17 protein-coding genes and 2 pseudogenes are annotated in these 19,057 nt (G+C 65.2%); 9 read left to right on the top strand and 10 right to left on the bottom strand.

The window, feature by feature from the left end:
- Nucleotides 1–437 (bottom strand): 3-keto-5-aminohexanoate cleavage protein (locus EN745_RS12170; RefSeq protein ID WP_189363027.1); only part of this gene is annotated, 437 nt, incomplete at its 3' end.
- A gap of 133 nt (nt 438–570) precedes the next feature.
- On the bottom strand, nt 571–987 hold the full coding sequence (locus tag EN745_RS12165; RefSeq protein WP_127421349.1) for a helix-turn-helix domain-containing protein: 417 nt from the start codon (nt 985–987) through the stop codon (nt 571–573).
- A gap of 103 nt (nt 988–1,090) precedes the next feature.
- On the opposite strand from EN745_RS12165, the gene EN745_RS12160 reads away from it, so the two are divergent.
- Nucleotides 1,091–1,678, top strand: coding sequence for a dihydrofolate reductase family protein (locus EN745_RS12160; protein WP_127421348.1), 588 nt, complete (start codon nt 1,091–1,093; stop codon nt 1,676–1,678).
- A 9-nt stretch (nt 1,679–1,687) separates the two neighbouring features.
- On the opposite strand, the gene EN745_RS12155 is transcribed toward EN745_RS12160, so the two are convergent.
- From EN745_RS12155 to EN745_RS12145, 3 genes and pseudogenes are all read right to left on the bottom strand, one after another.
- Nucleotides 1,688–1,909 (bottom strand): hypothetical protein, encoded by a 222-nt coding sequence (locus EN745_RS12155; RefSeq protein WP_126055449.1) that lies wholly within the window; start codon nt 1,907–1,909, stop codon nt 1,688–1,690.
- A gap of 172 nt (nt 1,910–2,081) precedes the next feature.
- On the bottom strand, nt 2,082–2,744 hold the full coding sequence (locus tag EN745_RS12150) for a phytochelatin synthase family protein (protein WP_126055448.1): 663 nt from the start codon (nt 2,742–2,744) through the stop codon (nt 2,082–2,084).
- A 104-nt stretch (nt 2,745–2,848) separates the two neighbouring features.
- A pseudogene (locus EN745_RS12145) lies at nt 2,849–4,058 on the bottom strand (cytochrome-c peroxidase).
- Nucleotides 4,059–4,306: 248 nt separating this feature from the next.
- On the opposite strand from EN745_RS12145, the gene EN745_RS12140 reads away from it, so the two are divergent.
- Nucleotides 4,307–5,839, top strand: coding sequence for an acid phosphatase (locus EN745_RS12140; RefSeq protein WP_127406952.1), 1,533 nt, complete (start codon nt 4,307–4,309; stop codon nt 5,837–5,839).
- 138 nt (nt 5,840–5,977) lie between these two features.
- Here the strand turns inward: EN745_RS12140 and EN745_RS12135 are convergent, their stop codons facing one another.
- Nucleotides 5,978–6,430 carry a MarR family transcriptional regulator gene (locus EN745_RS12135; RefSeq protein ID WP_126055446.1) on the bottom strand — a complete coding sequence of 151 codons (453 nt, stop codon included), beginning with the start codon at nt 6,428–6,430 and terminating at the stop codon, nt 5,978–5,980.
- A gap of 104 nt (nt 6,431–6,534) precedes the next feature.
- On the opposite strand from EN745_RS12135, the gene EN745_RS12130 reads away from it, so the two are divergent.
- The 7 genes and pseudogenes from EN745_RS12130 (at nt 6,535) to EN745_RS12100 (ending at nt 13,203) form a co-directional block, all read left to right on the top strand.
- Nucleotides 6,535–7,359: a p-hydroxycinnamoyl CoA hydratase/lyase gene (locus EN745_RS12130; protein ID WP_127406953.1), complete on the top strand. Its 825-nt coding sequence runs from the start codon at nt 6,535–6,537 to the stop codon at nt 7,357–7,359.
- Nucleotides 7,360–7,440: 81 nt separating this feature from the next.
- The gene (locus EN745_RS12125; RefSeq protein ID WP_127421347.1) at nt 7,441–8,931 is read left to right on the top strand and encodes an AMP-binding protein; all 1,491 of its coding nucleotides are present in this window, start codon (nt 7,441–7,443) and stop codon (nt 8,929–8,931) included.
- Between the two features lie 61 nt (nt 8,932–8,992).
- Nucleotides 8,993–9,442, top strand: coding sequence for a hypothetical protein (locus EN745_RS12120; RefSeq protein WP_126055443.1), 450 nt, complete (start codon nt 8,993–8,995; stop codon nt 9,440–9,442).
- 36 nt (nt 9,443–9,478) lie between these two features.
- Nucleotides 9,479–9,890: pseudogene (locus tag EN745_RS12115) on the top strand (OsmC family protein).
- A gap of 14 nt (nt 9,891–9,904) precedes the next feature.
- A complete protein-coding gene (locus EN745_RS12110; protein WP_126055441.1) occupies nt 9,905–10,429 on the top strand; it encodes a hypothetical protein in 525 nt (174 codons plus the stop codon).
- A 126-nt stretch (nt 10,430–10,555) separates the two neighbouring features.
- Nucleotides 10,556–11,299 carry a 2OG-Fe(II) oxygenase gene (locus EN745_RS12105; protein WP_126055440.1) on the top strand — a complete coding sequence of 248 codons (744 nt, stop codon included), beginning with the start codon at nt 10,556–10,558 and terminating at the stop codon, nt 11,297–11,299.
- Nucleotides 11,300–11,580: 281 nt separating this feature from the next.
- On the top strand, nt 11,581–13,203 hold the full coding sequence (locus EN745_RS12100) for an ABC-F family ATP-binding cassette domain-containing protein (protein WP_127421346.1): 1,623 nt from the start codon (nt 11,581–11,583) through the stop codon (nt 13,201–13,203).
- A gap of 10 nt (nt 13,204–13,213) precedes the next feature.
- Here EN745_RS12100 and EN745_RS12095 read toward each other — a convergent pair whose 3' ends face one another.
- From EN745_RS12095 to EN745_RS12080, 4 genes are all read right to left on the bottom strand, one after another.
- A complete protein-coding gene (locus EN745_RS12095; RefSeq protein ID WP_126055439.1) occupies nt 13,214–15,808 on the bottom strand; it encodes an EAL domain-containing protein in 2,595 nt (864 codons plus the stop codon).
- A gap of 232 nt (nt 15,809–16,040) precedes the next feature.
- The gene (locus EN745_RS12090; protein WP_126055438.1) at nt 16,041–16,934 is read right to left on the bottom strand and encodes a hypothetical protein; all 894 of its coding nucleotides are present in this window, start codon (nt 16,932–16,934) and stop codon (nt 16,041–16,043) included.
- A 94-nt stretch (nt 16,935–17,028) separates the two neighbouring features.
- On the bottom strand, nt 17,029–18,690 hold the full coding sequence (locus EN745_RS12085) for an acyl-CoA synthetase (protein ID WP_127421345.1): 1,662 nt from the start codon (nt 18,688–18,690) through the stop codon (nt 17,029–17,031).
- Between the two features lie 178 nt (nt 18,691–18,868).
- Nucleotides 18,869–19,057, bottom strand: a 189-nt coding sequence (locus EN745_RS12080; RefSeq protein ID WP_127421344.1) for a WYL domain-containing protein, incomplete at its 5' end; no start/stop codon positions are given.

Below are 19,057 nucleotides of genomic sequence, written 5' to 3'. Positions count from 1 at the left end.
CCATGGTCGAGCGTCACCAGCCTCTCGGCGTCGGCGATGGAAGCCAGGCCCGCCTCGATGCCGATGCCGCGCTGGCGCAGGCTTTCCATCACGACCGGCGCGGCCGTCTCGCTGAGATTGACCGAGGCATAGTCCGGCAGCTCGCGCCAGCCGGCGATGGCGATGAGGGTGCGGAGGTCGTCCTCCTCGATCCAGGCGCCGGTGGAGACGCCGATCAGCGTTCCCGGACAAGCGCGGCGCAGCGCTGCCACCGTGCGGTCCATCGCTTCCGGCGCCAAGCTCTCCTGCCGGTCGGCGCCACGCGCATGAACATGGAGCTCGGCGGCACCCGCGGCAACCGAAACCGCGCCGTCGCGCGCCATGGCGTCCGGGTCAAGCGGCAGGGCGGCGTGAAAATCGGCGGGGCGGGCGCCGTTGATGCAGGCCTGGACGATCATGGCGGCGGTCCTGTTCGAGCTGAGTCTAACGCAGAGGCGCATAGACTGGAACCGGAACGTCTGCTGACAGGCATCGTTTCGACGCCGCGATCCAGGCGAAGAGCGCCGGTGTGGGCGATTTGCGCCGCGCCGCCTAACCCAGATTTTCCTGCCGCAGCCTCTCCTTTATCCGCGCCAGAGCCGGCTCGCCGCCGCCGGCCAACTCAGTGGCAATCCGCGCACGATCATCGTCGGCCTTGCGATATTTGCTGCCCCAGGCGCCGAGCGTCGCCAGTACCGGCAGAAGGTCGACGCCGGCTTCGGTCAGCCGGTAGATCGCCTTCAGCCTGTGGGTCGGGTCGTCGCTGCGGGTGAGGATGCCTTCCTCCTGCAGCGTCTGCAGCCGCTCTGCGAGCGTTCGCGACGAGATGCCTTCGTCCGACTGCAGGAATTCGCGAAAATGCTTTTTCCCGGCGAATGCCAGGTCGCGGATGATGAGCAGCGTCCAGCGGTCGCCAAACAGCTCAAGCGACAGGCTGATCGGGCAGCCGGACCGTTCCCTGGTCGACATAGTTACGGTTCCATTTTTAAATCACTTTACTATTGACACCATTGCCTTCGAGTGTCAAATGGTTCCAAAAGTAAATTGATTGGGAGCACGAGGAGGACCGGAAATGAAGAAACTCATCCTGCAAATGCAGATGTCGGTCGACGGCTTCGTCGGCGCCGAGGACGACCATCGCTGGCAGCTCTGGGAGTGGGGCGACGACAGCGCTTGGGACGATGCGCTGAAGCAGGACTTCAACGCTGTGTTCGAAACCATCGACACCATCTTGCTTAGCCGCAAGATGGCGGAGGAGGGCTATCTCACCCACTGGGGCAACGCCGCGACGAGATTCCCGAAGGACCGCTTCTACGCCTTTGCCCAGCGCATTGTTGCAGCGCAGAAGGTGGTGCTGAGCGACAGGCTGAAGGCCGCGCGATGGGAGCGCACGAGCATCGCAAGCGGCGACCTGCCGCGCGAGGTCAATGCGTTGAAGGCGGGCGAGGGCGGCGACATCGCTGTCTTCGGCGGCGCCGGTTTCGCCTCGGCGCTGATCGCCGCCGGGCTGGTCGACGAATTCCAGCTCTTCATCAATCCGGCTGTGCTGGGTGCCGGCCGCCGCATCTTCGGCCAGGGCGGCTTCTCCAGGCTGAAGCTCATTGGTTCGAAAGCCTATGCCAGCGGCATGGTGGTGAGCCGCTACGCGCCGGCGAGGTGAGGGGCTGCCTCAGAAGACCCCGATGACCGGCGCCGGCTCAACCAAGGTGCCGACGCCCAAGGGATTGCGCACCCGCGCGGAGGTTTCAACATTGGCGACGGCGGCGAACCACTGGGCTTCACGCAACGTCAAACCAGCAAGCACGCAGCCAGCGTAGTCCGCAGGCTCGTCTATCCACGTGTCAAACACCGCCCAAGTATCAGGCGGCTCCCGCACTGCAACGAACCGCATTTGAGACCCCATCATGCGACGAGCAGCCACCGTAGCAGCCGGCGTGCTGTAGTCATGTGAGCGAGTACACATATTAGCAATATTGCATATGAAAGCCCAGCCTTGGTCGTTTCGGCATCAAGATCGGGCATTTAGCCATGCCTGGACAGGCGCCCGGGCATCGCATCCGTCGTCACTCGATCAGCAGCAAACCGCGCTTCCTGTCGCCATCGGAATCGATCGTGTCCATGGCCGAGAACAGGCGTTCGCGCTCGATCAGCCAGGGCTTGTAGCGCTGGTTGACGTCAAGGACGAAAACCATGTCCTCGGCCTCCATATATCCTCCGATCGGGGAAAAGTGGCCGGCGCCGGCGCCGAAAATCCTCTCCCTCGTAAAGTTGATGATGTAGCGGCGGCCGGGATCGTTGGCGCGCTTCATATGCGCGAGGAACTCCTCGGCAGTCAGGTTCCGAAGCACGGATACTTTCCGCTTGGTCTTGCTTCGAGCGACTTCGGCAACCTCGTCCAGGGTCAGCCCGATGATGCAGAAACCGGTCCAGCACTTTCCCGTTCCCGCAAGCACTTCAGCTTCCGTCGTCTCTTCTTCGCCGATCGAGCGGAACATGTTTGCCACGCTTGCCGGACCGCACCTTGATGCGTTCGATTGCCATTCGACGTCGGCATTGAAAGCAGCGGCCACGGGCAACTTCCAGGCACGGTCGATCAATTCGGGCGCGCGGATAACCGACGACTGGATCTTGTCCGGCGAGACTGCCGACGGACCAGCAATCAGGAATGCGGCGCCGCAGAGCAGGCCGATACCGGCAATTACACCGAATGCAAGACTGCGCCTCATCGCTGTGCCTCGGAGCCATACAGCAGAAGGAGATTGCAGAAGCCGGCACGCAACGTCAATCAGCGCCGAGACGGCACGCATCGCCATCGTCCACGGCCGGAATCTCAATGCGCCGGAGCGCCTCGCTGGTCGGCATCCGTCAGCGTGCCGAGGAAAGCGACAATGTCGTCGATCTCGGCATCGGTCAGCGCCGGCCTGTCGCCCGGCTTCCCGCCGAAGGGCGGGTCCTTGTTGAGGTTCGGCCAGTAAGGCTTTGGCAGGTCGTCATATTTGTCGACCGTGCCGTCGGCATTCTTCGGATACCAGCGGCCGGGATCGCTGTCGCGGCTGCCGTAGAAGGCGACCGCGTCGCGCAGCGTGTGGAAATAGCCATTGTGGAAGAAGCTTTTCCTCAGCGCCACGTTGCGCAGCGTCGGCGTCTTGAACAGCCCGCAATATTCGGCGCGTCCTTTGAAGTCGGTGCGCAGCGGGCCGCACAGGCCGAGATCGATATAGGCGGGATCGGCATTGGCCGGGATCGCCGCATTGCGGGGCACGCCAACGGCGATCAGACCGTAATCGGTGAACTGCGGCGGCTCGCCATTGTTGCTGGGTCGGCTCAGATGACAGCTGGCGCAATTGCCCTTGGCTTCGTCCTCGAACAGAACGCGGCCGCGCAATTCCTGCGCCGAGAGCGTCGCCCTGCCGGCAAGGAAAGCGTCGTAGCGGCTGGAATAGGGGTAGAAATCGGCGCTGCTCTGTTCGAACGCGCCGAGCGCCTCGACCGCGGCGTCGAAGGCGTCGTCCGGCCGTTCGAACACATCGTCGCCGAATGCCGCCTTGAAATCGTGCGCATAGGCGGCCTTGCTCAGGGCGGCGACCACCCCGCTCTCATCCTTGTTGGCCATCTCGAAAGGCGAGAGCAGGGGGATCCTGGCCTGCTGCTGGCCGCGATCGGCGCGGCCGTCCCAGGTCAGCCCGCCGGTCGGGCCGTTGTCGACGCTCTCGTCGCCCTCATCCTCGGAATCGTAGAAGTGCTCGGTGAAGGGGGGTGCCGCCTGCAGGTAGCGCAGCGATGGCACCCGCGCGCAGGCCCGGCCGGTCGACATTAGGCCCGCCCATCTCGACCGGTGTCGCCGAGGCTGGCCCAAAGGCGTGGTCGGGATCGTGGCAGGAGGAGCAGGCCTGCTTGCGCGAGGCCGACAGCGACGGATCGAAGAACATCTTGCGCCCCAGCGCCGTCAGCGCCTCTGCCCGTGCGAAAGCCTCCGCGCGCGACAGCGGGCCGGGATGGGTGCTGCCTGCCGTGTTCGCGGGTCCGGCGAAGCCGAACATCGACGCCGTGGCGATAGCGATCGTCAGGCTTTTCCATCGTCTTGTCGGCATAGGGCGTGGTCCGGTTTGCCCCCGGAACTAGGTACCCAGTGCAACGGATTGATGACCGGTCGCGACGCTCACGCAACCGTGTTCGCGCAGGGCGGAAAATGTCACAAAAGTGACAGAGGCATCGCAGTAGCTGCTTCCGCGCCTGCTTGTTCATCGATTGCCGTCCTCCAGCCATCCCCAGCCACGAGGCATCCCCCATGACTAGGTCCCTGTTCTCGCTTTGCCTGGCCTCCACCGCCCTGGCATCGCTCACCGCCGCTGCCCATGCGGCTCCTCCCGGCTTCGACAAGATCGACACCGTCGTCGTCATCTACGCCGAGAACCGCAGCTTCGATAATCTCTATGGCGGCTTCCCCGGCGCCAATGGCCTGGCCAATGTCTCGGCCGACCAGGCCCGCCAGCTCGACCGCGACGGCAAGCCGCTTGCCGAGCTGCCGCCGGCCTGGGGCGGCCTGACCGGCAAGGGCGTAACCCCTGCGGTGACGGAGGCTCAGACCGCGCATCTCGCCAATGCCAGCTTCGCCATCGACGATCCCAAGGGTTTTAATGAAAACACCGGCGTCATCACCCGCGACCTCTGGCACCGCTTCTACCAGGAGCAGATGCAGATCGACGCCGGCCGGAACGACAAGTTCGTCGCCTGGGCCGATTCCGGCTCGCTCGTCATGGGCCACTATGATGGCTCAACGTTGCCAATGTGGGCGGTGGGAAGGAAATACGTGCTCGCCGACAATTTCTTCCAGGGCGCCTTCGGCGGCTCCTTCCTCAACCACATCATGCTCGCCTGCGCCTGCGCGCCGGTCTATCCGCATGCCGACACCAGCCCGGTCAAAGGCCAGATCGCCGTCGTCGAGCCCGACGGCGTGACGCTCAAGATGGCCGACAATTCGCCAGCCTCGGCTTTGGGCGGTGCGCCGAAATTCGTCAATGACGGCGCCATCACGCCGGATTTCTACGCCGTCAACACCATGCAGCCGCCTTACCAGCCGAGCGCCAACAAGCCGGCCGAGGGCGGTGACAAGGCCTTGGCCGATCCGGCGCAGCCGACCACGCTGCCGCCGCAGCACGAGATCACCATCGGCGACCTGCTGTCGCTGAAGGGCGTCTCCTGGGCCTGGTACTCCGGCGCCTGGCAGGCGGCGCTCGACGGCAAGAACGCCACGCCAGTGCCGAACTTCCAGTTCCACCACCAGCCGTTCAACTATTTCGCGGCCTACGCGCCGGGCACCGCCGCGCGCGCCGAGCACCTGAAGGATGGCGGCCTCGACGGCGTCGAGTTCATCAAGGCGATCGACGACGGCAAGCTGCCTTCAGTGAGCTTCTACAAGCCGCAGGGCAATCTCAACGAGCATGGCGGTTATGCCGACGTCACCAGCGGCGACAAGCATCTGGCCGACATCGTGTCGCATCTGGAGAAGAGCCCGCAATGGCCGCATATGCTGGTCGTCGTCACCTATGACGAGAATGGCGGCTTCTGGGACCATATCGCGCCGCCCAGGGCCGACCGCTGGGGCCCGGGCAACCGCATTCCCGCCTTCATCATCTCGCCCTATGCAAAGCTGGGGACCGTCGACCACACGCAGTACGACACGACCTCGATCCTGCGCTTCATTACCGCGCGCTACGACCTGCCAGTGCTGCCCGGCATCGTCGCCCGCGACAAGGCGCTGCGCAATAACGAGCAGCCGCCGATGGGCGATCTCTCGGCCGCCCTTGATCTGACGAAATAGCGTCCTTCCTCTCCCTCAGCAAATGCGCGGGGAGAGGAAACGCTAATCGCCCAAGGCCCGATGTCCCGCAGATGAATCAATCCCGCAGGACGGGCCGCTATCGGATTGTTTTGCTTGGAGTTGAGGGCGCGCCGGCGCTCACTCCGCCTCATCCACCCAGATCAGGCGCAGCAGACGCAGCAGCGTTGCCCGCTCCTTGCTGGTCAGCCGATGCAGGAAGCGGTCCTCGTGAAGGCGCACCTGACGCCGCCAGGCGGGCATCGCGGCCTTGGCCGCCTCGGTCAGCCGAAGCTCCTGCACGCGCCGATCCTTGGCATGGTCGTCGCGCTCGATCAGGCCGCGCTCCTCGAGTTCGGCCAGCAGCGGCGCCATGTTGGCGCTCTTCATGGCGAGCAGCCGGCAGAGCCCGGCGGCGCGGATGCCCGGCCGTTCGTCGATCAGCGCCAGCATGGCGTAGGTGACGGGGCGCAATTCCGCCTCCGCCATCTCGATAGCGAAATCGTTGAGCGCCAGCGCCGAGGCGCGCCGCAGATTGTAGCCGATCTGCGCGTCGAGCGCGTCCTCGGCGAGATCGTTGCTGGTTTCGTCCATGTTCGATCGATTGCCGCGATCCGGCCCCTTGTCAAGGTAAAAATACTATGCGACATAGCAAAGATTAAAGCTATGCAACATAGCGATCTCGGAGGAATTGACCCATGGCAGGAGAAACCGAAGACACCGTCGCCTTCGATGTGGAGGACGGCATCGCCTGGGTCCGCTTCAACCGGCCGGCCAAGCGCAATTCGATGAGCCCGGCGCTCAACCGGCGCATGATGCAAGTGCTCGACGAGCTTGAATTCCGCGACGACGTCGGCGTTCTCGTGCTCTCGGGCGAGGGCGCCGCCTGGTCGGCCGGCATGGACCTCAAGGAATATTTCCGCGAGACCGAGGCGAAGGGCCTGGGCGCCGTGCGCAAGGCGCAAGCCGAGGCTTACGGCTGGTGGCGGCGGCTGCGCTGGTACCGCGTGCCGACCATCGCCATGGTCAATGGCTGGTGCTTCGGTGGCGGCTATGGCCCGCTGTTTGCCTGCGATCTCGCCTTCGCCGCCGACGAGGCGCAGTTCGCGCTCTCCGAGATCAACTGGGGCATCCTGCCTGGCGGCGGCGCCACCAAGGTGGTGGTCGATCTGCTGTCGATGCGTGATGCCATGTATCACGCGCTGACCGGCGAGCTGATCGACGGCAGGAAGGCGGCGGCCTGGAAGCTGGTCAATGAAAGCGTGCCGCTCAGCGACCTGAAGGCGCGCGTCGCGGAAGTGGCCGGGATTCTTCTGAAGAAGAACCCGGTGGCGCTCAAGGCCACCAAGGACGCCATCCGCCGCGTCGCCGAGATGACCTACGACAATGCCGAGGACTATCTGGTGCGGGCGCAGGAGGCGGCCAATTCCTTCGACAGTGAAGGCCGCAAGGAAGGCATCCGCCAGTTCATCGACGAAAAGAGCTACAAGCCTGGCCTCGGCGCCTACGACAAGGCGAGATGATCCGGTCGATGTGACCTGTCTCGGACCGGCGATCGATGCCGGCCGCAACCGATACGGCGCGTGACACGGGAGGAGATCGCAATGCCGGCCTGGACGACACCGGACCCCGTCGCCTTGCATGCCCGCGCGCAGCCGGACCGCCTCGCTTGCGTCGACCTCGCGTCCGGCCGGCGCTGGACCTATGCCGCGTTCGACGATGCCATCCAGCGCGCCGTCGCAGTGCTCGAAAACAGTGGCATAAAGCAAGGGCAGCGGATCGCCACGCTGGCCCGCAACAGCGCCGACCTCGTCATCCTGCAGCAGGCGGCGATGCGCCTCGGCGCCATCTTCGTGCCGGTCAACTGGCGGCTTGCCGCGCCCGAACGGCAGGCCATCCTTGCCGATTGCGATCCCGTGCTTCTGGTCCATGACACCCCGCCCGACCTTGCGCCGCCGCCCGGCTGCGCCCCGCTCGCCGTCTCGCGCTTCGCGGCAGCGGTGGAAGAGCAAGCGCCGGCGCCGCGCCGTCCGTTGCCGCAAGCCGACCGGCCGTCGATCATCCTCTACACCTCCGGCACGTCGGGCCAACCGAAGGGCGTCAACGTCACCGAAGCCAATGCCTTCGCCACCGCCGTCAATTTCGGCGTCATCGGCCGCGTTGGCCATGACAGCGTCTTCCTTTGCGACGCGCCGATGTTCCATGTCATCGGCCTGATCACCAATCTTCGCCCCGTTTTGCTCAAGGGCGGCACGGTGCTGATTTCCGCCGGCTTCGATCCCGGCGACACCAACCGACGCCTTGCCGATCCGGCGCTCGGCGTCACCCATTATTTCTGCGTGCCGCAGATGGCGAGGATGCTGCGCGAGCATCCCGGGTTCGCGCCGCGACTATGGACATCGCTCTTGGCGCTCTTCACCGGCGGCGCGCCGAACCCTGCCGCGGATGTTCTGTGGTGGCTGGAGCAGGGCGTGCCGATGGTCGACGGCTTCGGCATGACGGAGGCCGGCACGGTGCTCGGCATGCCGCTGGAGGCCGAGCGCATCGCCGGCAAGGCGGGCTCGGCCGGCCTGCCGGCGCCGACCGTTTCACTGCGCATCGTCGATGGCGCCGGCACCGATGTCGCGCCGGGAGAGACGGGCGAGATCTGGCTCGCCGGCCCCAACATCACGCCGAGCTACTGGAACCGGCCGCAGGAGACCGCGCGCGCCTTCAGCGAGGACGGCTGGTTCCGCACCGGCGACATGGCGCGGCGCGACGAGGACGGCTTCGTCACCTTGGTCGACCGCCGCAAGGACATGTTCATCTCCGGCGGCGAGAACGTCTTCCCGGCCGAGGTCGAGATGGCGCTGCTTGCCCATCCCGACATCGACGAGGCGGCTGTGATCGGCATCGCCGACGAACGCTGGGGCGAGGTCGGCCGCGCCTTCGTCGTGTTGCGCGCCTGTTGTTCTCTCGACCCGGCGGCGCTCGCCGGCCACTGCGCCGCGCGCATCGCCCGCTACAAGGTGCCGAAGGAATTTTTGGCCGTGGAGACTTTGCCGCGCACCGCATCGGGCAAGATCCAGAAGCATGTGCTGCGGGCGCTGAAATAGAGAGGCTGGAATCCGGCCGAAACACCTTGCTTTGAACACCCTTCCTGCTCCAGGAAGGGGGATGTCCGACAGTTACCTGCGATTGGTTTCGTATGATCCGCACTGGCGCCCCGGCGAAGCGGCAGCCAGCGAGGCGGTGACGATCGCGCGTGGATTGTTTCCACGCGCCGAACATATCGGCGTTGAATCCGAGGAGGGGGTCACATTCTTCGACGCCGGAGCGAACACGGAAAGCATCAATTGCCCGCTATGCGGCAGTGACCTCGAGGCTTGGTGGGGCGAGGCGATGGACCGGGCGGCTGCATCTGGCTTTAAAGACCTTGCTGTCGTAACGCCTTGCTGCGAAAGGCCGACCTCACTCAACGAGTTGCGCTACGTATGGCCTGCCGCATTCGGCAGCTGCGCGCTTACGGTCGTCAATCCCGGAGAGACCTCATTGGCGGTCGACCAGCTGCGCAGGATCGAGCAGGCAATCGGCTCGCCGCTGAAGGCAATCTGGCAGCATCTTTGAGCTGTCCACCAACCCTGGCACGCCAGAGGAAATACGATGAGCGAGCTGAAGATCAGAACCCGAGCGACCGGCGCGCTGGCCGTCCTGCAACCCGGCGGCCTGCCGGTTGTCACCACGCCGACCGGCGGCGCGGTCGATATCGTGACCGGCGCGAGCGCGCCGGGCTTCAATCCGCTCGATCTGTTGCACGCCTCGCTCGCCGCCTGCATGGTGCTCAGCGCCCGCATCGCTGCCACGCGCCTTGGGGTCGCCGCGCAGCTTGGCGAGGTGCGCGCCGAGGTCGGCGGCGGACGAGCCGTCCCGCATCGTCCGCTTCAGCATCAGGCTCGATATTTCCGGCGATCTCGACACGGCGACCAAGCAGCGCATCATCGAGGATGCCGAGGCGATCTGCACCGTCTCCAACACGCTGCGCGCCTCCCCCGAACTGCACACGTCGCTGGGGTGAGGGGACCGTTTCCCATGGCCATGATCCCGCCTATCGACTACGCGACGGCGTCGCAAGAAATCCGCGCCGAGCACGACAGGGAGCTCAGCTTGCGCGGGCGCATGACCAACATGAAGCGCATCCTGCTCAATTCGCCGGCCGCTCACCGCATCTATGCCGAATGGTTCACGCTGCGCGATCTGCTCAAGCCTACGCTGGACGACCGTGCCATCTGGCTGCTTTCGATGGCGATCTCGGAGACAATGCGCGCCGAGGTTCCCGTCACCTTCTTCCGCCGCGCGCTGATGGATGGCGGTCTCGATCCAGAGGCAATCGAGCCCACCGCCGACGAGACGCTGCTGATCGCCTTCGGCAAGGCGGTCGCCGCCGATGCCAATGCGATTCCGGATGAGCTCTGGGCAGCGCTCAAGGCGCGCTATGATGACACGCTGCTGGTCAACCTCGCCGCCTTTGCCGGCATCATGGTGGCGACCTGCGTGTTCACCAATGCGGTGCGGGTCGACCTCGATCCGGAGCTGGAGGGGTATCGCAAGCGGTGAAAGCGCGATCTTCCCTTCTCCTACAAGGGGAGAAGGTCAGGGCCGCGCCCAATCTCCGCATGAAACGGGTGGCTCCCAGCCTCCGCCCGCCCCATTTTCACGGTAGGCAAGCGACAGGAGGCCGCCATGACCATCCATTCCATCAGCGCCAAACGCGCCAGCCGCTCCGCCGAAACGCGTGTCGAGGCGCAAGACTGGCCTGCCCTGGTCTCCGAACTCAACGCCCATGGCTGCGCCGTCATGAAAAACCTTCTCGCCCCCGACGAATGCGACGAAATCGCCGCGCTCTATCCGCACGAAGAACATTTCCGCAGCCATGTGGTGATGGCGCGTCACGGCTTCGGCAAGGGCGAGTACCGCTATTTCCGCTACCCGCTCCCCGATCCGATCGAAGGCCTGCGCAGGGCGCTCTATCCGCGGCTGGCTGGCGTCGCCAACGACTGGAACGAGAAGATGGGCGCAGCGCTGCGCTATCCCGCCGACCACGCTGCCTTCCTCAAGCGCTGCCACGACGAGGGGCAGACGAGGCCGACGCCGCTTCTCTTGCAATACGGCCCCGGCGACTTCAACTGCCTGCATCAGGACCTCTACGGCACGCTCGCCTTTCCGCTGCAGGTGGCGATCCTCTTGTCCGAACCCGGCGAGGATTTTGAAGGCGGCGAGTTCGTGTTGACCGAGCAGCGCCCGCGCATGCAGAGCCGTGCCGAGGTGGTGCCGCTGAGGCGCGGCGACGCGGTGATCTTCGCCGTTCACAACCGGCCGGTCGAGGGCAGTCGGGGCTATTATCGGGTGAACCTGCGCCATGGCGTCAGTCGTCTGCGCTCGGGGCGGCGTCACACTGTGGGAATCATCTTCCACGACGCGAAGTAAAGCGCCGCAAGAGAGGGGGCACTGCGCCTACGAGAAAGTAGCGCACAGCGCCCTACGAAATCCCCTCTCTGGCATTTTCCAAGCACTTGCTCGGGGACAAGCCCGCTCGCAAATGCAGGAAAATGCGTTCTCCCCCGCAAGGGGGGAGATCAACTGTCGCCGCCGCCTTCGCCAATCACCACGGGTGCTGGCTGCGGCGCTTCTGCCTCTTCCACCACCGCCTGCATTCGCGTATGCCCGGGCAAATCCCGCCACGTCAGCGCATTTAACCGGACCGCTCCATGATCCGTCTTGAAAACATCGGCAAGCAGAACGGCCGTCAGATCGTCTTTATCGAAGCCTCGGCCGCCTTGCAGAAGGGCGAGAAGATCGGCCTCGTCGGACCGAACGGCGCCGGCAAGACGACCTTGTTCCGCATGATCACCGGGCAGGAGCAGCCGGACGAAGGGCAGGTCCAGGTCGATCGCGGCGTCACCATCGGCTATTTCAGCCAGGATGTCGGCGACATGGAAGGTATGAGCGCCGTTGCCGAGGTGATGGAGGGCGCCGGCCCGGTAAGCGCGGTCGCCGCCGAGATGCGCGAGCTCGAGCACGCCATGGGCGATCCCGACCGCGCCGACGAGATGGACGCCATCATCGAGCGCTACGGCGAACTGCAGCACCGCTTCGAGGAGCTCGACGGCTATGCGCTGGACGGCCGCGCCCGCGAGGTACTGGACGGCCTCGGTTTCAGCCAGGAGATGATGGACGGCGACGTCGCCAAACTTTCCGGCGGCTGGAAGATGCGCGTCGCGCTGGCGCGCATCCTGTTGATGCGGCCCGATGTCATGCTGCTCGACGAGCCGAGCAACCACCTCGATCTCGAAAGCCTGATCTGGTTGGAGCAATTCATGAAAAACTATGACGGCGCGCTGCTGATGACCTCGCACGACCGCGAGTTCATGAACCGCATCGTCACCAAGATCGTCGAGATCGACGCCGGTTCGCTCACCTCCTACTCCGGCAATTACGAATTCTACCAGGAGCAGCGGGCGCTGGCCGACAAGCAGTTGCAGGCGCAGTTCGAGCGCCAGCAGGCAATGCTGGCCAAGGAGATCGCCTTCATCGAGCGCTTCAAGGCGCGCGCCTCGCATGCCGCGCAGGTTCAGAGCCGGGTGAAGAAGCTCGACAAGATCGACCGCGTCGAGCCGCCGAAGCGGCGCCAGACGGTGACCTTCGAGTTCCAGCCGGCACCGCGCTGCGGCGAGGACGTGGCGACGCTGAAGGGTATCCACAAGAGCTACGGCAGCCGCACCATCTATTCAGGCCTCGACTTCCAGGTGCGCCGGCGCGAGCGCTGGTGCGTGATGGGCATCAACGGCGCCGGCAAGTCGACGCTTTTGAAGCTGGTGGCCGGCGCCTCCGAGCCAGACCAGGGCACGGTGGCGCGCGGTCCGAGCGTCAAGATGGGCTATTTCGCCCAGCACGCCATGGAGCTGCTGGAGGGCGAGCGCACCGTGTTCCAGACGCTCGAAGACAATTTCCCGCAGGCTGGCCAGGCGCCGCTGCGCGCGCTTGCCGGCTGCTTCGGCTTTTCCGGTGACGAGATCGAGAAGAAGTGCCGCGTGCTGTCCGGCGGCGAGAAGGCGCGGCTGGTGATGGCGCTGATGCTGTTCGATCCGCCCAACCTCCTGGTACTCGACGAGCCGACCAACCACCTCGACATGGCGACCAAGGAGATGCTGATCAACGCGCTTTCGCAGTACGAAGGCACGATGCTCTTTGTCTCGCACGACCGCCATTTCCTGGCCGCGCTTTCCAACCGCGTGCTGGAGCTCACCCCCGATGGCATCCACACCTATGGCGGCGGCTACACTGAATATGTCGCGCGGACCGGCCAGGAAGCGCCGGGACTGCGGGGGTAGGGCTGTTCCGCTACCCCGCCTGGAGCCATTTGCGCGACTGGGCGAAGGCCTTGAAGGTCTTGGCGTCCATCGGGGCGCCGAAGGCGTAGCCCTGCAGGATGTCGCAACCCAGTTCCTTGAGGATGCGCGCGTGATCCATCGTCTCGACGCCTTCGGCCACCACTTCGATGCCGAGCGACTTGCCGATCTCGATGATTGACGACACCAGTCGCCGCTGCGCCGTTGAGCCGGTGATCGGCGTGATCAGCTGGCGGTCGATCTTGAGCCGGCGCGGCTGCAGCTTGAGCAGGCTGACGATCGAGGCGTAGCCGGTGCCGAAATCGTCAATCTCGATGTCGATGCCGAGTCCCTTGATCTGCTCGATATTCCACGAAACGAAGTCGTCGTTCTCGTCGAGGAAGATCGACTCCACCAGCTCGAACGACACCGTCCCTTGCTTGATGGCGAGCTTGCGCAGACCCTTGATCAGGTCTCTGTCCTCAAGGCGCCTGGCCGAGACGTTGACCGAAACGCGCGGAATGTTGAGATGCGACCAGCGCTCGAAGTTCTCCAGCGCCTGCTTGAGAGTGGTGCGGTCGATCAGCGCCACAACATTCAGTTCTTCGGCGACCTTGAGATAGGCGGCGGGCGCGAGGATGCCGCGACGCGGATGCTTCCAGCGCGACAACGCTTCGACGCCGACGATTTCGAGCGTCCTGGCGTCGAACTGCGGCTGGTAGTAAGCGATGAATTCGTTCCGCTCCAGCCCGCCCAGGATTTCATCGGCGATCTGCTTGGTCCGAACGATCTCGCTCTGCAGCTCCGCGTTGAAGAACTCGTAGCGATTACGGCCATGGCTTTTCGCCCGGTACAGCGCGAGATCGGCATTGACGAGCAACTGCCTGGCGTCGACGCCGTCATTGGCGGCAATGCCGATGCTGACGCCGAACCGGCACTGGTGGCCCTGGAAATTTACCGGCTGGCGCATCTCCTCGATAATGCGGCTGGCGAGTTCGGCAAGCCTGTCGTCGCCAGCGCCATGGCCTACCACCACGAACTCGTCGCCGCCGATGCGCGCCACGAAATCGGCGGGCCTGGCGTTGGCCTTGATGACCTTGGAGGCGTGCACCAGCATGGCATCGCCCGCGGCGTGACCGAGCGTGTCGTTGATCTGCTTGAAGCGGTCGAGGTCGAGATGCAGCAGCGCGGTGCGGCCGGTTTCCCCGCTTTCGGCCAGCATCTCGTCGAGGTAGCGGCGATTGGGCAGGCCAGTCAGTGAATCGTGAAGCGCCACATGCTCGATGCGGGCGCTGGCAGCCTCCAGCTCGGCGTTCTTCGATTCCGACAGCTGCCGCTCACGCACGAGGTTCTCGTTGAGCAGCACGTCGCTGGTCACGTCCCATTCGGCGCCGATCATCTTCGGCGTGTCGCCGCTGTCCTGGAAGAACGTCGCGCGTGTACGGACGTGGCGGATAGTGCCGTCATGGTGGACGAGGCGGTATTGCGAGGAGTAGAGGCCCTTGGTCGCTGCGGCCTGGTCGAAATCCCGCCGCGCACGCTCGATGTCGTCGGGGTGGATCGTCCCTGCCCAGTCATCATAACCGCGCGGCTTGGCGTCGGCAGGCTTGCCGTAAATCTCGTTGACGCGCTCGTCCCACACCAGTTCGTTGGTGGCGAGATCGTGCTCCCACACACCGATGCCCGAGGCCTCCAGCGCGAGCTCCAGCCGTCCGGACAGGCGCCTCAATTCGGCATAGTTTTTCTGCCTCTCGCCGAACAGCCGTCCGGCCACCAGGATCGGCAACACCACCAACACGCCGGCGAGCGCCATGAGTGCCTGCAAGGTCCGTTCATTCTTCGGTGCCGCCGGCCAGCCACCCTTGGGAATGGCCGAAATCCGCCACGAGCCCGAGGGGAGCTCCACCTCGGCCGTCACCGGATTGCCGGCGACGACATTGTCGCCGCCGAAGAAGCGTTCGCCGCCGCCCCCCAGCGCATCCTTGCCGGTCAGGGCGACATCGATGTCGATGGCGGGATCGGTGAGGCCGCTCGCCGCGTAGAGCCGGTCGACATCGACCACCGCCGAGACGATGCCCCAGAAGCGGTCGCCGCCGCCCGCCGTCGGCACGAAGACCGGGATGCGGCCTATGAAGCCCCGCCCGCCTTGCGCCAGGTCGACCGGGCCGGCGAACACCAGTTCGTGCCTGTCGCGCGCCCGAAGCGCTGCCGCGCGCTGCGCCTCGTTCTTGCGGTAGTCGAGCCCGATCGCCTTTTCGTTGCCTTTCAACGGATACATCAGCGAGATGACGAGGTCCGGCGCGCCGGCGATGTTGCGCAGCTGCGACTTCTGCTCGAACAGATTGCCGGCGAGCGACGCAAATCTCTGCTGGCCCATATAGGGCTCGGTGACGATGGCCGACACCAGGCCCTGTGTGAGCTGAAGGTTGCCGTTGATGTTGCCCTCGATCTTGGCGCGGATGATGTTGACCTTGGCCAGGACATCGGCGCGCACCAGTTGATCGGAGACTTTTCTGTTCTGCTGGTCGGCAAATATGGCGCAGATCAGAAGCACGACAAAGGCTATCGCCGCCGGCACGTTGGCGGACGAAAAAACGGCCTGTCTCATGCGGCCTATGCTGAAATCCGTTCTGGCCAATTCGACCCGAATATCCTCCTGGACAATAGTCGATCGGTCGAACCTAGTAGAAAGTGCTTAAATTTAGACTTCCAGGCCGGCCAGAAGTTTCAGCATTGGGCCGATTGCTGCAAGGACAGGAAGCGCCACGGATCAAGGGTAGGGAGGAGCTGACACAGCCGATCTCGCCACTTGGGGGAGATAGGCAGCTTCGACGCCGCGGTTATTTGCCGGCCATGTGGTCGGCCAGCGCCTGGGCCTGGGCAAGCAATGCCGGGAAGGCCGCATCGCCCGGCAGGCGCTCGCCCATGCAGGCGCGATAGTCGGCGTCGCCTTTCTCCCAGGCGGCATTGGCGGCATCGTACGACTTTTCGTCCTTGAGTTCCGAAGCCTGGTAGGCCTCCTGGAATTTCTGGGCGGCGGCGTCGGCCGCTGTCCACAAGCCATCGCAAGCCGCGATCTTCGGAACGGCGGGCGCCGCGGGTGCCTCGGCGATCATGACCCGATCGCCCTTGACCAGCGTGACGATGACCTGCTGGTCGTAGATCGGCCCGACATCCTGCGTCCAGCCGCCCAGCCGCGCGATCGCCATGTCGGCGCCTTCGGGCTTGATCAGCGCAAAGTCGAGCGTCTTGACGAAGGCGGCATCGGCGCCGATGGCCTGGGTGTAGAAGGCGTCGAGCTTCAGCGCGGCGTCGATGCCGGCGGGCAGCTTGAGATTCTCATCGGTCTCGTCGGCCCTGGACTTCAGCCAGCGCTCGGCGAGCCCGCGCGTCGTCGCGACAAGGCTCGGGCCGTCGTCGCTCGTGGTGTATCTCAGCCCGTCGAGCATGCCGAATCCGATGTCGGAGTCGCTCAGGCTTTGGAGATTGATCGTGCCGGTTGCCGGAAAACCCTCGACCGCCAGCGGGCCGAGAAGGGCGGATAGGCGCTTTTCGAGATCGGCCATCGCCTTCACATTCTGGGCATCGAGCGTTTCCACGGGAGCGTTCGCGCTTTCCTGCGCGGCGATGTCGGCAATCGCCCTGTCACGCGCGGCGATATAGTTGTCCTCCGGCGAGGCAGCGAGTGCCGCGCTGCCCGCAAGCATGAAGAGAAGTGTCCAGATCAACCGCATGACGTAGCCCCCAAAGTTAGCGATCAAAACCCTTCGGAGCCTTCGCCCGAATTGGCGGCTTTTGCGTGGCGGAAATCTACGGAGAGCTGAATCTTTACCCGGCCTTGCGCTTCTCCACCTCGGCCTTGCGCAGCAAGAACCGCTGGATCTTGCCGCTTGGCGTTTTCGGCAGTTCGGTGACGAACTCCACCTCGCGCGGATAGGCATGCGCCGAGAGCCGCTTCTTCACATGCTGGGCCAGCTCCTCGGCCAGCGCCTCGCTGCCTTTGAAGGCCGAAGCCAGCACGACGAAGGCCTTGACGATCTCGGTGCGCTGCGGGTCGGGCACGCCGACCACCGCCGCCTCGTTGACCGCCGGATGTTCGATCAGCGCGCTTTCTACGTCGAACGGGCCGATGCGGTAGCCGGCCGAGGTGATGACGTCGTCGGCGCGGCCGATGAAGGAGACGGAGCCGTCCGGCTCATACTCCACCGTGTCGCCGGTGCGGTAATAGCCGCCCGCGATCGCCGGCGTCTCGGCCTGGTGGTAGCCGTCGAACCAGCGCAGCGGGGACTTCGCAATGTCGACCGCGAGGATGCCGGGCTGATTGGGGCCGAGCTCGTTGCCCGCCTCGTCGAGCACCACCATGCGGTAGCCCGGCATGGCGAAGCCGGCCGAGCCGGCGCGCACGCTATGCGCCAGGCCATGATGGTTGTTCACCATCATGCCGTTCTCGGTCTGCCCGTAATGGTCGTGGATGGGGGCGGCGAGATGAGCGTCGAACCAGCGGATCACTTCGGGGTTGAGCGGCTCGCCGGCACTGCTTACGACACGGAGCTTGCCCTTGACGCGGGCTGCGGCCTCCGCGCCTTCCGCCATCAAAAGCCGGTAGGCGGTGGGCGAGCCGGCGAGGCTGGTGACGCCCAGCCGCTCGATGATGGCGTAGGTGCTTCTGGCGTTGAAGGCGCCTTCGTAGAAGGTGGTGGCGATGCCGAGCTGCAGCGGCCCGGTGATGGCGTAGTACAGGCCATAGGCCCAGCCGGGGTCGGCGATGTTCCAGAACACATCGTCGGGGCGGAGCCCGATCGCGTCGCGCATGTAGGCGCCGAAGGCGAGCAGCGCGTTGAGCGGCACCGGCACGCCCTTTGGATGCCCGGTGGTGCCCGAGGTCGACATCATCATGAACAGGTCGTCGCCCTTGCGCATCGTCGGCGGGCAGTCGGGGGCGGCGGCGGCAAGCGCTGCGCCAAAATCGATGTCGCTGGCGGACAGGGTGTCGCCGGCGCCGAGGATGGTGGCGACGCGCGGATGGTTCTCGACCTTGTCGAGCTTGCCGCGGTTGGCCGGGTTGGTCACCACCAGCTTGGCCTTGCTGTAGCTCAGCCGGTGCTCGATCGCTTTCGGTCCGAAGGCGGTGAACAGCGGCTGGTAGACCGCGCCGATGCGCCATGCGCCGAGGATCAGCGCCACCAGCTCGGGGATGCGCGGCAGCATGCCCGCCACCACATCGCCAGGGCCGATGCCCAGGCCCTCGAGCATGTTGCCGGCGCGGCCGGACATGTCGGCAAGGTCGTCGAAGGTGAATTCGCGCAGCTCGCCGCTGGCCGAGACGGCGCGCAGCGCCAGCCGGTCCTCACCGGTGTAGCGCCCGCAGCATTCGACATAGGCGTTGATGCCGGTTGCCGGATCTCCGTGCAGCCGGCTGATCTCGTCCTCGAGGTGGAAATTCTGGACCGCGTCCTCGTAGCGCGGCAGGCCGGCCGGAGCTCTGGTCATGGCAATCCTCCCTCAGCGGCCAGCCATCTCCTGACGGCGGGCCGACGCCTCCAGATTGCCCGAAAACGCGGCGCGGGTCGATTGCGGCGATGGCCGGGGAGGGCGTCTTTATAGTGACGGGAGGGGGACGCGCTCGCCGGCTTTCGCCAATTGCCTGCGTTGAGGGCGAAGGCATGCGCTAAGGCAGGCGCAATCCTTGCGCCTCCATATGCCGCTTCCAGCGGCTGCGCAGCTCTGCCGGCCGGCAACCGATGCGCTCGTCGAGAAACGCGGCAGCGCTGATGCGGTCGGTGCGGAAATGGCGGAAATCCTGGCGCAGCTCGCACCAGGCGGCGAGCAGGCGCACCGTTTCGGCATAGCCGATCAT

Source organism: Mesorhizobium sp. M4A.F.Ca.ET.022.05.2.1 (genome assembly GCF_003998845.1).
Lineage (GTDB): Bacteria > Pseudomonadota > Alphaproteobacteria > Rhizobiales > Rhizobiaceae > Mesorhizobium.
This window is presented reverse-complemented; position numbering and strand designations above follow the sequence as displayed.

Bases quoted from the DNA above. Each gene is read 5' to 3' on its own strand.
- EN745_RS12165 (WP_127421349.1), bottom strand. From the start codon at position 987: ATGTCGACCAGGGAACGGTCCGGCTGCCCGATCAGCCTGTCGCTTGAG.
- EN745_RS12160 (WP_127421348.1), top strand. From the start codon at position 1,091: ATGAAGAAACTCATCCTGCAAATGCAGATGTCGGTCGACGGCTTCGTC.
- EN745_RS12155 (WP_126055449.1), bottom strand. From the start codon at position 1,909: ATGCGGTTCGTTGCAGTGCGGGAGCCGCCTGATACTTGGGCGGTGTTT.
- EN745_RS12150 (WP_126055448.1), bottom strand. From the start codon at position 2,744: ATGAGGCGCAGTCTTGCATTCGGTGTAATTGCCGGTATCGGCCTGCTC.
- EN745_RS12140 (WP_127406952.1), top strand. From the start codon at position 4,307: ATGACTAGGTCCCTGTTCTCGCTTTGCCTGGCCTCCACCGCCCTGGCA.
- EN745_RS12135 (WP_126055446.1), bottom strand. From the start codon at position 6,430: ATGGACGAAACCAGCAACGATCTCGCCGAGGACGCGCTCGACGCGCAG.
- EN745_RS12130 (WP_127406953.1), top strand. From the start codon at position 6,535: ATGGCAGGAGAAACCGAAGACACCGTCGCCTTCGATGTGGAGGACGGC.
- EN745_RS12125 (WP_127421347.1), top strand. From the start codon at position 7,441: ATGCCGGCCTGGACGACACCGGACCCCGTCGCCTTGCATGCCCGCGCG.
- EN745_RS12120 (WP_126055443.1), top strand. From the start codon at position 8,993: ATGTCCGACAGTTACCTGCGATTGGTTTCGTATGATCCGCACTGGCGC.
- EN745_RS12110 (WP_126055441.1), top strand. From the start codon at position 9,905: ATGGCCATGATCCCGCCTATCGACTACGCGACGGCGTCGCAAGAAATC.
- EN745_RS12105 (WP_126055440.1), top strand. From the start codon at position 10,556: ATGACCATCCATTCCATCAGCGCCAAACGCGCCAGCCGCTCCGCCGAA.
- EN745_RS12100 (WP_127421346.1), top strand. From the start codon at position 11,581: ATGATCCGTCTTGAAAACATCGGCAAGCAGAACGGCCGTCAGATCGTC.
- EN745_RS12095 (WP_126055439.1), bottom strand. From the start codon at position 15,808: ATGAGACAGGCCGTTTTTTCGTCCGCCAACGTGCCGGCGGCGATAGCC.
- EN745_RS12090 (WP_126055438.1), bottom strand. From the start codon at position 16,934: ATGCGGTTGATCTGGACACTTCTCTTCATGCTTGCGGGCAGCGCGGCA.
- EN745_RS12085 (WP_127421345.1), bottom strand. From the start codon at position 18,690: ATGACCAGAGCTCCGGCCGGCCTGCCGCGCTACGAGGACGCGGTCCAG.